We start from the raw sequence: 13918 nt of genomic DNA, 5'->3' as shown, positions 1-13918 counted from the left end.
CCCTCTTCAAACAGGTCGGGAACCAAGCACTCACCAGGGCAAAGAACAAGACCCCGCCGGGTTCGTCATGATGACGCAGCACTCCACGAGCGCGGGCGGCGAGACACCACGAGCTCTCGCTGCACCAGGACGAATCGTCCGTCGACTCGCGACCTCAGGGCGCGGGCGCCGCCGATTGATTCACCCCCACGTCGTGGAAGTACGCATTCACATACGCCAGCGGGCTGGGGCTCCCCCTCGCGCACGTGGGCACGGAATGGCTCACCACCAGCTCCTTGCTGGCGATGCCCGGAGCCTGGGTGTCCGTGACGGTGTAGGCGCCGAACACCTCGGGCTGGCTGTCGCGCTGGAACACGAAGCGGTCATTCGCCGCGTCCCACTGGACGCGCAGCCGGGTCTGCTCTCCCTGGTGCACCTGCCCCAGGTCCGCCGTGAAGAGCGAGCCGCGCGCCGTGCACGAGGCGTCCTGGCACTGCTCGACGTGCGCCTCCACGCGCAGGTCCTGGGAGCCCAGCGGGTCCGTGGACCGGGAGACGACGCGGATGGACGCGGTGACGTCATCCTTCGCGCTGGCGCGGCTGGGCGTCGCCGCATTGAAGAAGTGGCCGGACAGCTCCGCCGCGCCCTGGGAGATGCCGCCCTGCGACAGCTCGCACCCCGTGCTCCGGGCGTTGTTCACCCGGACCTTCGCCTCGATGGCCGTCACCGCCGACGGCTGGATGAAGCGCAGGCCGTAGCGCCCCGTGCCTGTGTTGGCCCGGCTGGCCAGCCGCAGCCGTGTGAAGGCCAGCTCCCGCACCGCCTGCTGCCGGCTCCCCGTCTGCACGTCCACCCAGCGCGCCGGGTCGATGCCTCGCACCTTCGTCGCGCGAGGCGGGTTGGACTCCGAGGGGTTGAAGTTGTCGTAGGGCACCATCGGCTCGACGGCATGGGCCGCCCCACCGAGGAGCCACGCGAGCACCGCGGACGTCCGAATCATTGCGCTCATGGGGTCTCCAGCTCCTTGAGTTGGATGAAGTGCCGCACCCGGGCGTTGTCACCCGAGTCATGGTCCGTCCCCTCCGTCTCCAGGGACATGCCGTTCTCGTAGCCGTTCAGGAAGCTCCCCATCAGTTCCAGTCCCGTGAGCCAGTCATTGGCGCTCGACTCCCCCTTCACCCGGCGCACCAGGCCCGACGACGCGAAGAAGCTGAAGTGGCCGTCCCGGTCATCCACCGCCAGGCTCGAGCCTCCCTCGGGGATGGAGTCGTAGTGGTCATTCGGGCCGACATCCTCCTCCCAGATGGCGGACGTCATGTTCACCACCCCCGTGAAGTTGGCGGGCAGGTCCGGGAACTGCGTGGGATTGCTCGGCCCGGTCTGCACGCGCCAGTTCGGGTAGATGGTCTGGTCCTCGACGATGTCGAGGTATGCGTTCTCCCGGAAGAAGCCATTCGCCGTCATGTGCACGCGGGGCGTGAACCAATCCGCGCAGCAGCCGCTCTCCGTCTCCAGGTCCGTCACCTGCTTCACCGCGTACTCAATCCGGTGCGGCTTGGCGGGGTTGTACTTCACGACGTCCTTCACCTTCGTGAGGGCCACCTCCACGTCCACCATCGCGTGGTCCGACAGGCATTGCTGGAAGAACTGCGGCGAGCCCCCCACCTCCATGGAGATGCCGGAGTCGGGGTCGAAGTGCGGCTCGACGCTCGCCGTGGGCTCCTTGAGCAGCGCGTAGGCGGGGAACTCCAGCGTGTTCGCGGGCGGGAACACCAGCACGTAGTCGAGCCGGTCAAAGCCAGCCAGCTGGTCCGACACCAGGTCCGTGCAGGTGCTGGTCAGCCACGTCCCCGTCGCCATCGGGTCCGAGCCGGACGAGGTGCGCGCCAGGTCGCGGGACTCGGAGAAGAAGCTGTTGGCCTCCTCGAACTCTGTGCGCTCGCTGATGTCCAGGTAGTTGGGCCCCACCATGTCCTGATAGGCGGAGAAGTTGGAGTCGGCCTCGGTGGCCTTGGGTCCAATCGTGTTCAGGTCTCCGAGCAGGAAGGCGGGCCGGTCCAGGCCGCCAGGCCAGGTGCCCTGGGGGAAGATGTCGTTGTCGCCGAGCAGGTACGGATAGGTATTGGCATTCAGGGGCCCTCCTTTCCTCACCTGCTGGACGTACGCCATGATGTCGAAGAACTGGTCCTCGCGCGCATCCGTGTCCGGCCCCGGCGTGTTCTCGCCCGCGTTGACGTGGGTGCAGAACACGTCGACGAACTCGCCGTAGTCCGTGGCCGTGGAGAGCTTGGGCAGGCCCGTGTCCTCCATGACGGTGACGGGCACCGTGGCCGCCGGCGTGGCGATGCGCGCCCAGATGACGCCCTTGTCCTGCATGCAGTCGGCGCCGGTGCACATGTTGGACGGGAAGTGGTGGATGCCACCCTCGAGAATCTGCCGTGAGGACAGCAGCACCAGCCCCGTCGTCTCCGTGGGCGGCTGGAAGATGTCGTCGTTCAGCTCCGTGACGGCCTGCATGGGAGGCAGCGACTCGGCGGCGCGCAGCTCGTTGACCTTCTCGACGAGCTCTCCTCGCTCATGGGACATCCAGATCTCGGAGATGCAGACGACCTCCTTCTTGTAGATTTTCGCGGCGACTGTGTCGATCTCCCCCGAGCCGCCGTCGGGCACCCAGAACGTCGCGTCCGGCATCTGCCCCACGTTCCACATCGTGAAGCTCAAGGGGATGGGGATGTGCTCCCGCAGCTCGAGCGTCTCCCAGGTGGCGGGCAGGAGGCCGTTGGGCGGCTGGTTCTTCGCGTTGAAGAAGATGCCGCCGCCCACGCGCTGCGTGGCGCCCGCCGTCATGCCAGGGCTGCTCTGGAGCGCGAGGCCCAGCTTGCGGACCGCCGAGGACAAGGGCTCGCTGCCGACGATGGGCGGCACGCTGCTGCGCAGCTTCACCGAGAACTCGATGTGCACGCGAGAGGGGTCCGCGCTCGGCGTCGTCACCAGGGCGGTGGTGGCCCAGGCCTGGTTGGGGGCCGACAGCCCCGTCCACCCGTTCGCGTTGTTGCCCATCTGCTGCGTCAGCGCGGTGTTCCCGTTGGGGCCGGTGGAGTAGCGGAACCGCAGGTGGCGGTCCTCGGAGCGCGGCCCGCTCGCGCCGGGAACCTGGTTGATGGTGGCGTCGCGCTGGGCATCGAGCCAGACGTCGATGAAGCCAGACGCCCCCAGGAAGTTCCCGTTGGCGTCCTTGGGCCGAGGCAGGCGAAGGCCGATGAACAGCGTCTGGGAGAGGCAGGGGTTGGTCTGGACCGAGGGAATCCCGCCCGCCTCGGGCATCCCGAAGTTGCACTCCTCGGAGGTGTACTCGGCGTTGTCGCTGATGAGCAGGTACAGCTCGCCGTTGGGCCCGCCATTCACATAGTCCTGCAGCGGGAACTTCTTGCCGTCCGCGTACTCCATCGGCGCGACCCAGCCGTCCGTCGTGGGCTGGGTGCACGGCTCGCCGGGACTGCAATGGACCGCCGCGTCCTGGGGCGGAAGCCGGGTGACGTGGGGCGCCGCCACGGCCCAGGTCGGCAGGAGACTGGCCAGGGCCAGCAGGAATGCACCGCGTTGCATGAGACCTCCGGGTGTTGTGCCCCAGAGGTACGAAGGCCTCCGCGGATCTTCCCGCGGCATTTCGACGCGGACCTCTCCTTCCCAGGGGTTGACGCGGGCCGCCCGGTGATTGAAGACGGGGAGATGATTGAACTTCCCCCCGGCGCCTCCATGAAGGACTACCAGCGATACATCCACGAGCTGGAAGCGATGCATGGCTGGCTGAAGCTGGACCTGGTCCACAACTGCTTCCTCATGGGCGAGGAGGTCGGCGAGGTGTTCAAGGCCGTCCGCCGCCACGAGAAGCTCTACGACGAGGGAAAAGGCACGCCGACCGAGGCGGCGCGCGCCCAGGTCGGCGAGGAGCTGGTCGATGTCTTCAACTACCTCGTCGCCATCGCCAACCGCGTCGGCGTGGACCTGGAGGAGGCCTTCCGCCAGAAGAACGAGCGCAACCAGCAGCGCACCTGGACCTGAGGACGCCCGCCCCGCGCGCCCCCAGGTCCGGTGGGACGCTCAGGGCTTGCCCAGGTTCGTCCAGGTGTTCGACACCGGGTCGTACCGCTCGATGGTGTCGTCCAGGTTCTGCGCGAGCAGGTAGCCGTTGGAGCTGAAGATCCTGCTCGCCGCGCCGTGGATGGAGTTCCACGCCGAGCCCGTGAACTTCATGATGAACGAGCCATCCGGACGCAGGCCGTACACGTCATTGCCCACGGCCACGAAGCTGCGGCCCGAGTAGCCGATGCTCGTCCACGTCGAGCCCCCGTCATGGCGCTGGATGAACGCCTTGTCGTTGGTGAGCCGGTACATCTTCGTCCCACCGCCCACCAGCTCGCTGGCGCCGCCGCCCACCACGCTCCACGAGGAGCCCGCGCCGCTGTAGAGCGCCGTGTAGTCGTCCTGCCACGGCCCCAGGCCGAACACCTGCGTCGTCGTGGCCGCGAAGCGCGAGCCGGGCCCGCCGATGGTCGTCCACGTCCCGGTGGCCGCGTTGTAGCGGGCCACGTTGCCCGTCAGCTTGTCCGTGGCGCACAGCGCCCCCGCGCAGGCGAAGATCTGCCCCGCGGGTCCGCCGATGCCCACCCAGCTCGAGCCCAGGAACTGCACCGGAGAGCCGCCGCCCGGCGTCTGGCCATACAGCGTGTTGCCCACCGCGACGAACGCCTGGCCAGGGCCACCCACCAACGTCCACACGAGCGCGTCGCGCCGGTAGAGGTCACCCGTCGAGCGCTTGCGCGCGTACACCGTGCCGCTGGACGTGCTCAGCACGTTGGTCGGCGCCTCATAGAGCGCCTGCGAGCCCTCCACGTCCCGCTGCGAGATGAAGTTCAGCGTGCGCGACGGATCCAACCACCCCGGCATCGACGGGTAGTGCATGGCGCCCCGGCCGTCGTAGCACGTCAGCGGCCGGTAGCTGCCCGTCATCACCATGCCGCAGCCCGACGCGGTGTCGTGCTCGTGCACGAAGCCCAGCGCGTGGCCGAACTCGTGCGTCAGCACGGCGATGAGCTCCGCATCCGTCCACGTCGACGTGGGCCCCAGCTCCAGGAAGCGCGTGGGCCGCGAGTACGTGGGGAACCCCATGCCCGCCGACAGGCCCGTGAAGGCGAAGTTGCGCTCGACGTTGTACTTCACCAGGTTGTTGTTGCGATTGCAGGTGGACGAGTCCAGCGCCTTCAGGTGCACGAACTTCACGTTGGCCGCGCCCTCCCAGCCGGAGGCGGCGCGGTGCATGAACTCCACCACGCGGTCGTAGTCCGCGCCGAAGTCCGTGGGACGGATGCAGTAGGTGATGGCCTCGCGGTCCGCGCGGCTCCAGGCCGCGTCCGCCCCGCCCACCCGGAAGACAGACAGCGCGTTGGGATTGTTCGTGAAGCTCTCCCAGTACCGGCGGACCTCCGCCAGGTCCAGCATCCGCATGTCCCCCTCGACCAGGAAGTGCCCCTCCTCCGTCGCGACGACGTTCTTCGCGCTCCAGGCCTCGAAGGCCGCCGTGGTCGCCGCCCCCGTGTCCGTGAGCGGCTCCTCCTGGGGCACGGGCGCCTCGGGCCCGCAGGCTCCCACCAACAGGGCCATCGTCGTCACGGCGAGCGTGGTCGTCCGCCAACCACGTTGGCGGGTGTGAGTCATTGTCTGCATATGGATTCCCCTGCGCTCCGGGACCGGCCCCCGGGTGTGTGGTGATGTCGCGGTGTCATCCTTCGCACCGCGAGCATTCAACGAACGTCGCGCGCGTTCTTCCCGCGTTCCTTCAACGAACCACGTCCCCGCAGCCGCGCATTGCCCATGTCAGGGCAAACTCCTACTATTCAAGAATTACATACTTGGAGAGGACAAGCCGTGAAGCCATTCCCTGGCAGTCTCGTCGCGGTGTTCCTGGTGGTGGGCGCCGCGTTGCCGGCGTGGGCCGTGGAGCCTCCGCCCGAGTTCGGCACGGACTGGGACGACCCGCGCACCGCGGCGCCAGCCGTGGCGCGGCCGCCGACGCCGTCCTGCACCGTGCGCATCGTCGATGAGCGGTTCGACGACTTCACGCCCTTCACCGGCACCTTCACGCCGCCCGCGGAGTGCCCGGGCCCCTGGAGCAAGGTGGTGCTGCGCCTGGAGGGCAAGGTGCAGGGCGTCCAGTACGACCGGCTGGGCCACCTGGAGGTGGGCGGCGTGACGATATTCAAGACCTCCACGCCCGAGCCCTCGCGCGAGGGCATCGCCTGGTCGGTGGAGAAGGACGTCACCGCCTATGCGTCGCTCCTCGCGCGGCCCCAGCCGGTGTGGATGCTCATCGGCAACGTGGTGAACGAGACGTACACGGGCGTGCTGGACGTGCAGGTGTACCTGACGTTCTACCCGGCCCAGGGGGGCCACGCGCCCGCCGCGAACCTGGCGAGCGACGTGCTCCCGCTCACCCAGCCGCGCCGCGAGGGCAGCGCGCTCGTCGGCGAGGTGACGGTGCCCCGCAACACCGCGCGCCTGGTCGCGGAGGTCTACACCACGGGCTCCGGCGGCGGGTGCGAGGAGTTCTGGTACATCACCGCGCCCATCGTCGTGCCCTACTCGTGCCCCGCCGACGACGGCCCCTACCGCGAGGTCGTCATCGAGGTGGACGGCCGGGTGGCCGGCATCGCGATGCCCTTCCCCCACGTCTACACCGGTGGCTGGTCCAATCCCTTCCTCTGGTACGTGCTCCCCGCGCCCCGCGCCTTCAACATCCGCCCCATCCAGTACGACCTCACCCCGTTCGTGGGCCTGCTGACGGACGGTCAGCCGCACCAGCTCACCGTGCGCGTGCTCGGCGTGCCCGAGGGACGGCCGGGGTGGGACCTGCCCACCAACGTGCTCGTGTGGCGGGACACGGGCACCGCGCGCGTCACCGGCGGGCTCGTCCAGCACCAGTTGGGGACGCTGTCGAACGACTCCACGTACGCGCTGGTGGACGGCTGGCACCAGGTGGACACGCAGGGCGGCCACCACCTGAGGGTGTCCGGCTACCTGCGCACCTCGCGCGGCTGGGAGCTGACCACCGTGGAGCAGGACGTCTCCAACACCAGCATGCACCGCTGGGTGGGGGACCTGGAGAACCCGGACGAACTCGTCGCCACGTGGCGGGACACGAGCACCGTCACCGTCGTCGGCCGGGACGTGTTCCCCACGGTGAGCCGCTCCGACAAGCAGTTCGTGCTGGACGGGCACATCGACGTGACGCCGGCCAACCGGCTCACCACCCGCATCACCGTGCGCGACGCGGAGAGGGCGCTCGGCGTCCGGGGGCTCCAGACGTGGGAGCACCGCGAGCTCGACGACGTCTTCACGGGCGAGGCCGCGTACAACCTGGGCGTGCCCCGCGCGCAGCGCAACGCGGTGGGGACCTCCACCCACCACTACCGGCTCGAGGGCCACCCCGGGGTGTGCCACGACCGGCGCATCTCCACCCGGAACGGATACATCACCCAGGACGTCCAGGGCTGCGACTGAAAGCCCGGGGGCCCCCTGGACACCATGCGTGAGCGGAGGGCAGCATCCGGCCTTGCCCTCCAACCCCCGAAGGGGACTTCATGCCGTCGAAGAACGCTGGTGCCTCTCTGAAGGAAATCAACGACAACATCCGGAAGGCCTTTGCGCGGCGCGAGCGCTGGGCGCAGCTGTCCTCCCAGGTCTCCGACGCCCTGAAGGCCGCCGTCCAGAAGGCGAACGGCGAGGCCGGCCCCGCGTCCGACGGCGCCCTGTCCCTGTCCCTGGAGCAGGTGCCGCACTGGGATGACTCGCGCGCGTTCGAGGTGCGCTTCTCCGGCAAGGACATCGGCCTGGTGAAGAGCAACGGCGCGCCCGCGGGCCCCGTGCACGCGCACGGCGCCTCGCTGCGCATCGCCCCCCTGGTCAACGGCCTGGTGGGCGCCAGCTACACCCCCGGCTGGCTGACGCTGGGCGAGGAGCAGTACGGCGAGAAGCCGGAGCTGGCGCTGCTCGGCGTTTTCGAGCCCGAGGAGATCGCCAAGGCGGACCTGCTCGAGGACCTGCTCGCGCAGACCCTCACGCGCGCCGCCACGGACCACTGGGCCAGCGGCGGCTCGGTGCGCGCGTCGGGCAAGTAGTCCCTCCCGGGCGCGCGGGCGCGCGTCGGCCCCTGGCGCCGGCGCCGCCCCGCTCGGTCCCGGGGAGGGGCTCCCACCGCTGGCCACCCTGTAGGCCCGGTGTCGGGTGGAGCCCGCATGCCTGCCCTCCGGGGCGGCAACTTCCCTTTGAAATTCGCCGGGCCTTCTCGTAGTTTGCCCCGGACTTCGAGGAGTGTTGCGAGGCCCCTGGCCCCAGGCTCGAAGGGAATGACCCAACGGCACTCACCTGTACGCGTGGCTTGCGAGGGTGGGTCCGTTTCCAGCGGCTCGGGCAGGACCTCGCCAGCACACGCGACGCAACCTGAACTCAGGAGACACGCCATGACCGCCGCCACGCAGACGCAGAAGCAGGACTACGCCATCGCCGACCTCGGCCTCGCCGGATGGGGCCGCCGGGAGATCAAGATCGCCGAGAGCGAGATGCCCGCGCTGATGGCCATCCGCGAGGAGTACGCCAAGCAGCAGCCGCTCAAGGGCGCTCGCGTCACCGGCTCGTTGCACATGACCATCCAGACGGCCGTGCTGGTGGAGACGCTCCAGGCGCTGGGCGCCGAGGTGCGTTGGGCGTCGTGCAACATCTTCTCCACGCAGGACCACGCCGCCGCCGCGCTGGTGGCCGCGGGCACGCCGGTGTTCGCGCACAAGGGCGAGTCCCTGAAGGAGTACTGGGACTTCACCCACCGCATCTTCGACTTCGGCCCCGCGGGCAGCGACCACGAGGGTCCGAACATGATTCTGGACGACGGGGGTGACGCGACGCTGCTGATGCACCTGGGCAAGCGCGCGGAGAAGGACGCCAGCGTCCTGGCCAACCCCCAGAGCGAGGAGGAGCGGGAGCTGTACGCGTCCATCAAGGCGAAGCTGGCCCAGGACGCGACGTGGTACTCGCGCAAGGCGGCGAAGATCCTCGGCGTCACCGAGGAGACGACCACGGGCGTGCACCGCCTGCAGGAGATGTCCGCCAAGGGCACGCTCCTGTTCCGCGCCATCAACGTCAACGACAGCGTCACCAAGAGCAAGTTCGACAACCTGTACGGCTGCCGCGAGTCGCTGGTGGACGGCATCAAGCGCGCGACGGACGTGATGGTGGCGGGCAAGATCGCCGTCGTCGCGGGCTATGGCGATGTCGGCAAGGGCTCCGCGCAGGCGCTGCGCGCGCTGTCGGCCCAGGTGTGGGTGACGGAGATCGACCCCATCTGCGCGCTGCAGGCGGCGATGGAGGGCTACCGCGTCGTCACCATGGACTACGCGGCGGACAAGGCGGACATCTTCGTCACGGCCACGGGCAACAAGAGCGTCATCACCCACGACCACATGGCGAAGATGAAGGACCAGGCCATCGTGTGCAACATCGGCCACTTCGACAATGAGATCGAGGTCGCCTCCCTGGAGAAGTACCAGTGGGAGGAGATCAAGCCGCAGGTGGACCACATCATCTTCCCGGACGGCAAGCGCATCATCATGCTGGCCAAGGGCCGGTTGGTGAACCTGGGCTGCGGCACGGGTCACCCCAGCTACGTGATGTCCAGCTCGTTCGCGAACCAGACCATCGCGCAGATCGAGCTGTACTCGCACAGCGACAAGTACCAGGTGGGCAAGGTGTACGTGCTGCCCAAGCACCTGGATGAGAAGGTCGCCCGGCTGCAGCTCAAGAAGCTCAACGCGCAGCTCACCGAGCTGACGCCGGACCAGGCCGCGTACATCGGCGTCACGGTGTCCGGGCCGTTCAAGCAGGACACCTACCGCTACTAGTTCCCGGTCAGGTCGATGCCCGCGGGTGGCTGTCGTGGCCCCCGCGGGCGTCCCGACCGGAGGTGCTCAGCGCACCGCTTGATCCACCATCGTCCCGACGGTGAACCCATCCACCAGCGTCCCGTTGGTGGCCTGGGTCCTCAGCCAACACAGGGGCGAGCCGGTGGGCGTCGTCCACGTGTACGACACGGAGCAGGACGTGGGCGCGGGGCTCGCCGCGCAGGTGTCCACGTCGCGCACCACCGTGCCGCACGTCGACTCCAGCGTCGCCGTGCGCGTGCCGTGGCTCGTGCCATAGTCCACGAAGAACTCCACCTGGAAGGTCCGGTTCGGCCCCACGAAGGGGAAGCGCGTCACCGCGTCCTCACGCAGGAAGCGCTGCAGGGGCAGCCCCTGTCCCTGCACGTGAATCGCCGTGATGAGCGGGCGCGGAGTGTAGGTCCCCTCCACGTCCACATCCCCGGTCGTCGGCGTCAATGAATACACGTTCACCGAAAGGCTCTTCGACACCGTCTGTCCCCGCGCGGTGGCCCGCACCTCGAGCGTGCACCGACCCGGCACCGAATTGCCCCACTCCGTGTACGACGCGGTCGGCCGGGTGAACACGCTCGTCGGACAGTCGCTCGTCCACTGGTAGGTGATGGGGTCTCCGTCCAGGTCGACGACGGACACGGCCAGCTCGGTGAAAGTGTTGGTAGGCATGTTCACCGCCCCGTGGAAGGCCGACCGGATGAACGGCGCGATGTCCGGCTGCGGCGTGGCCGGCGTCACATCCCGGATGTCCAGGAACACGCCCACCGTGGTGCCCGCGACCACGGTCACCGTCACGGTGCCACTGGCGACCAGCACGGGGGTCCCCGTCCCGTCCTCCACGAACCCCTCGGCCGTCAGCGTCTGCGCCCCCGCGGGCAACACGAGCGTCCCCTCGAAGGTGTCCGACGTCGCCGAATAGGTCAGGGTTTGCGAGACATTGGCGGGCTGCGCGGTGACCACCAGGCTGTCGAGCTCCCCGCGGGCCAGGCCCTGCACAGACAAGCGCATCTCACCCGCAGGGCCCTCGGGCTGCCCCGCTCCTCCTCCGGCACATGCCAGCAATTGCACGACGAGGATGCTCGCGACGACACTCCACGGCTTCGACATGGGTTGCTCCTTCGATTGTGAAGACAAATCAAGACAAGCCTATTCGGCCCCAGGACACGCTCCCAGTGATGCGGCGGCGACCCAGGTATGTCTGGGTGAGCGGCATCGTCCGACGCGCCGACTCCGACGTCAGGGCCCGTGAAACGGACGCACGGACGAGGACTTGCGCGAGTCCGCCACCGGCGTGAAGACAGCCACCGGGGTGTCTCGTGTGAGGCCCCGCCATGGCCGACGGACGCTTCCTCGCCGCCGTGGTCATCCTCGACCCCGCGCGCGGTGAAACGCCGGGCCAGGAGCCTCACCGGGATGGAGCACGACCTGTTCGACCGCCATCGTGCCTTCGCGGTGCCTCACGCGAAGCCCTGCTCCGCGCGGAGGGCCCATGGGCCCCGGACGCGGCGCGCGCCTGGGCTTCCACGCGCCGTGTCCAGGAAGCAACACGTCCCGACACGGAAGCTTGATGCACCCGGGGAGGCCCGGGTCTACGGTCGCCGGATGGGTTCAGCCGTTCCCGGCACGCCGGGCTGTGTTTCATCCAACGACGTCACCGCCGCCCCTCGCCCTTCCCGCTCCACGACGGCGCTCGTCCTCGCCGGGCTGTGCCTGCTCGGCGGCGCGCCCGCGAAGGCCCAGCCGATTCCCCTCGATGAGTCGGGGGTCCCCGCCACCGCCGTCTCGCTCACCGTCAGCGGCGGCGTGTCGCTGGGGGTCTACGAAGCGGGCTTCCTGTACTACGCGCTCGCCTCGGCCCAGGGCAGCCAGGAGGTGGACCTGCGGCTGTTGACGGGCGCCTCGGCCGGGAGCCTGAACTCGCTGCTCGCGGTGATGGCGTCCTGTGGCGCCGAGCTGCCGCCCCCGGACCAATCCCTGTTCTGGCGGACGTGGGTGCCCGTCGGCTTCAACCAGCTCTTCATCCCCGCGTCGACCTCCCCGCTCGGCGTCTTCTCGCGGGAGTGGCTGGAGCGCGGCGCCGCCGACATCGAGAAGGCCTGGAACCAGGGGCTGAGCACGTCCTGTGACGTGGTGTTCGGCGTCTCCACCACGCGCGTGGAGCCCCGCGTGCTCATGGCCGCGAACGGCCGCATGCCCCTGCCCCGCATCGAGGAGAAGTTCGCCATCCGCATCCGGGGACGCGGCCCGGGCAAGCCCCCCTCCGCCACCAACTACACGACGCCCGGCAGCCGGCGCATGGAGCCGCTGCTCGTCACCGACGAGCAGGGCGAAATCGGCTTCCAGGCGCTGCGCGACCTCATCCTCGCGTCGATGTCCTTCCCCGTGGCCTTCCCGCCGCACGAGCTGTCCACCTGCGTGGCCAAGGAGTCCCAATCCCCCGCCGTGTGCCTGCCCAGGGAGGCCCGGACCGAGCGCTACATCGACGGTGGCATCTTCGACAACGCGCCCCTGCGCCTCGCGGTGGGGCTCGCCCGCGACGGCCTCCACTCCGTCGACGGCAGGCTGCAGTGGCGCGACGTCCCCACGCCCGGCGTGCGGCAGACGCCCAAGGGCATCGCCTTCGCGTTCGTGGACCCGGACGCCACCGAGTACCCCGTCCTCCCTCCCGCCCAGGCCCGCGCCACCTCCCGCTCCCTGCCCACCGAGCTCAGCGGCATCATCGCGGCGCTCGTGGACACGGCGCGCTCCAAGGAGCTGTCGCTGCTGCTGGAGGAGGAGCCCGACATCGCCCGGCGGCTCGTGCTGCCCCGGCGCCACTTCCCCGCCGCCAGCGCGCCGCTCTTCGCGTTCCTCGGCTTCTTCGAGACGGAGTTCCGCACGTTCGACTTCTACCTGGGCATGTACGACGCCCGGCGGATGCTGCTCGACGTGACGAAGGGCGAGGACCCGTTCGCCCGGCCCCGCGACGAGCCCGCCCAGGACCCCGGGAGCTGGGCCCCCTTCATCTGCATGCGCGCGGTGTACGACGGCGCCGCCGAAGCCCCGCGCGTCTGCGAGGGAGAGGCCCTGTCCGACTTCCGCGCGCTGCTCCAGGTGTCGCTCGACCAGCTCTACGACGCCTGCGCCAGCGCGGGCACCGGCAACATGGAGGCCACCTGGCGCAACCTGCACTGCGAGCGCGCCATGGCCGGAGAGCCGCCCCCGCGCGTGCCCGGTGTCTCACCCGAGCAGTGGCCCGACTGGAGGAAGAGCCCCAAGGAGCCGGAGCTCGACTACTCGATGCGCCTTTTGGGCGCGTATGGGTTCAGCTTCCGGGATCTGGGCGTGCCGCGCGGCCGGGGCGACCTGGCCATCGTCCGCATCCGCCAGTCCCTCGGAGCGGCGGTGAACCGGCTCACCGAGGTCCAGTCGGGCGACGACCGGCAGATGGTCAGCTTCGCGGGCAAGCTCGCCGCGGACACGGTGGCGTTCGCCGCGCCGGGCACGGTGCTGCACGTCACCATGGGGCCGGTGCAGAGCGAGGTGGGCGTGAGCATCTCCGCGTTCGAGGAGCAGCTGCCCACCGGGCTGCGGTTCACGGCGGCCCTTGGCTTTCGCGGGCTCGAGGACGTGCTCTCCTCCGGGACGGAGGAGTCCTTCGCGCTGGCGCCCGTCGGAGGGCTGGAGTTCCGGCCGAGCACCGACCAGTCCTTCCTCGCGCAGAGCCGCTTCAGCCTGCGCGCCGGCTGGATGTTCAGCGCGAATGACCGCTACGGCACCCAGGGCTGCGAGGGCCGAGGCGCCAGCCGGGTGACGGCGTGCACCCGCGCCGTCGTGCAGGCCCTGGTGGGCGTGGCCATCCTGGAGCGCTTCCGCGTCCAGCTCATCGGTGAGTGGTACCCCGGCTCCCGCTCGCGAGAGACGCTGTGGTCCGTCGCGCCGGGCATCGGCGTGGAGCTGGGGCTCTGAGCGGGCGCGCC

9 protein-coding genes and 1 riboswitch are annotated in these 13918 nt (G+C 69.5%); of the genes, 5 read left to right on the top strand and 4 right to left on the bottom strand.

Translation table 11 applies throughout. From position 1 onward, the window contains the following. Positions 1–154: 154 nt before the first annotated feature. Together K8640_RS22790 and K8640_RS22785 are read right to left on the bottom strand one after the other, a co-directional pair. Positions 155–988 (bottom strand): hypothetical protein, encoded by an 834-nt coding sequence (locus tag K8640_RS22790; RefSeq protein WP_223748954.1) that lies wholly within the window; start codon positions 986–988, stop codon positions 155–157. Then, a complete protein-coding gene (locus K8640_RS22785) occupies positions 985–3585 on the bottom strand; it encodes a hypothetical protein (protein WP_223748953.1) in 2601 nt (866 codons plus the stop codon). Before K8640_RS22785 ends, K8640_RS22790 begins: the two co-directional genes overlap by 4 nt. Positions 3586–3708: 123 nt before the next feature. On the opposite strand from K8640_RS22785, the gene K8640_RS22780 reads away from it, so the two are divergent. Continuing rightward, positions 3709–4041 carry a MazG nucleotide pyrophosphohydrolase domain-containing protein gene (locus K8640_RS22780; RefSeq protein WP_046712414.1) on the top strand — a complete coding sequence of 111 codons (333 nt, stop codon included), beginning with the start codon at positions 3709–3711 and terminating at the stop codon, positions 4039–4041. A 39-nt stretch (positions 4042–4080) separates the two neighbouring features. Here the strand turns inward: K8640_RS22780 and K8640_RS22775 are convergent, their stop codons facing one another. Next, positions 4081–5640, bottom strand: coding sequence for a M57 family metalloprotease (locus K8640_RS22775; protein WP_223748981.1), 1560 nt, complete (start codon positions 5638–5640; stop codon positions 4081–4083). Positions 5641–5904: 264 nt separating this feature from the next. Between K8640_RS22775 and K8640_RS22770 the strand changes: the two genes are divergently transcribed. The 3 genes from K8640_RS22770 (at position 5905) to ahcY (ending at position 9926) form a co-directional block, all read left to right on the top strand. Next, positions 5905–7536 carry a peptide-N4-asparagine amidase gene (locus tag K8640_RS22770; RefSeq protein WP_223748952.1) on the top strand — a complete coding sequence of 544 codons (1632 nt, stop codon included), beginning with the start codon at positions 5905–5907 and terminating at the stop codon, positions 7534–7536. Positions 7537–7616: 80 nt separating this feature from the next. Next, the gene (locus K8640_RS22765; protein WP_141332477.1) at positions 7617–8153 is read left to right on the top strand and encodes a hypothetical protein; all 537 of its coding nucleotides are present in this window, start codon (positions 7617–7619) and stop codon (positions 8151–8153) included. A gap of 184 nt (positions 8154–8337) precedes the next feature. Continuing rightward, positions 8338–8405, top strand: a riboswitch (S-adenosyl-L-homocysteine riboswitch). A gap of 90 nt (positions 8406–8495) precedes the next feature. Beyond that, a complete protein-coding gene (ahcY, locus tag K8640_RS22760; RefSeq protein ID WP_223748951.1) occupies positions 8496–9926 on the top strand; it encodes an adenosylhomocysteinase in 1431 nt (476 codons plus the stop codon). A gap of 66 nt (positions 9927–9992) precedes the next feature. Here ahcY and K8640_RS22755 read toward each other — a convergent pair whose 3' ends face one another. After that, positions 9993–11066 (bottom strand): hypothetical protein, encoded by a 1074-nt coding sequence (locus tag K8640_RS22755; RefSeq protein WP_223748950.1) that lies wholly within the window; start codon positions 11064–11066, stop codon positions 9993–9995. A 495-nt stretch (positions 11067–11561) separates the two neighbouring features. Here K8640_RS22755 and K8640_RS22750 point away from each other — a divergent pair, with 495 nt between their 5' ends. After that, complete coding sequence (locus K8640_RS22750; RefSeq protein WP_223748949.1) at positions 11562–13907, top strand: patatin-like phospholipase family protein; 2346 nt, start codon at positions 11562–11564, stop codon at positions 13905–13907. Positions 13908–13918: the final 11 nt, after the last annotated feature.

The organism is Myxococcus sp. XM-1-1-1 (genome assembly GCF_020037095.1).
GTDB classification, from domain to species: Bacteria; Myxococcota; Myxococcia; order Myxococcales; family Myxococcaceae; genus Myxococcus; species Myxococcus fulvus.
The sequence above is the reverse complement of the archived record's forward strand: the minus strand, read 5'-3'. Positions and strand labels throughout refer to the sequence as shown.

What these genes read in the sequence shown, in the direction of transcription:
- ahcY (WP_223748951.1), top strand. Translation starts at nt 8,496, where the DNA reads ATGACCGCCGCCACGCAGACGCAGAAGCAGGACTACGCCATCGCCGAC.
- K8640_RS22780 (WP_046712414.1), top strand. Translation starts at nt 3,709, where the DNA reads ATGATTGAACTTCCCCCCGGCGCCTCCATGAAGGACTACCAGCGATAC.
- K8640_RS22755 (WP_223748950.1), bottom strand. Translation starts at nt 11,066, where the DNA reads ATGTCGAAGCCGTGGAGTGTCGTCGCGAGCATCCTCGTCGTGCAATTG.
- K8640_RS22790 (WP_223748954.1), bottom strand. Translation starts at nt 988, where the DNA reads ATGAGCGCAATGATTCGGACGTCCGCGGTGCTCGCGTGGCTCCTCGGT.
- K8640_RS22785 (WP_223748953.1), bottom strand. Translation starts at nt 3,585, where the DNA reads ATGCAACGCGGTGCATTCCTGCTGGCCCTGGCCAGTCTCCTGCCGACC.
- K8640_RS22765 (WP_141332477.1), top strand. Translation starts at nt 7,617, where the DNA reads ATGCCGTCGAAGAACGCTGGTGCCTCTCTGAAGGAAATCAACGACAAC.
- K8640_RS22750 (WP_223748949.1), top strand. Translation starts at nt 11,562, where the DNA reads ATGGGTTCAGCCGTTCCCGGCACGCCGGGCTGTGTTTCATCCAACGAC.
- K8640_RS22775 (WP_223748981.1), bottom strand. Translation starts at nt 5,640, where the DNA reads ATGGCCCTGTTGGTGGGAGCCTGCGGGCCCGAGGCGCCCGTGCCCCAG.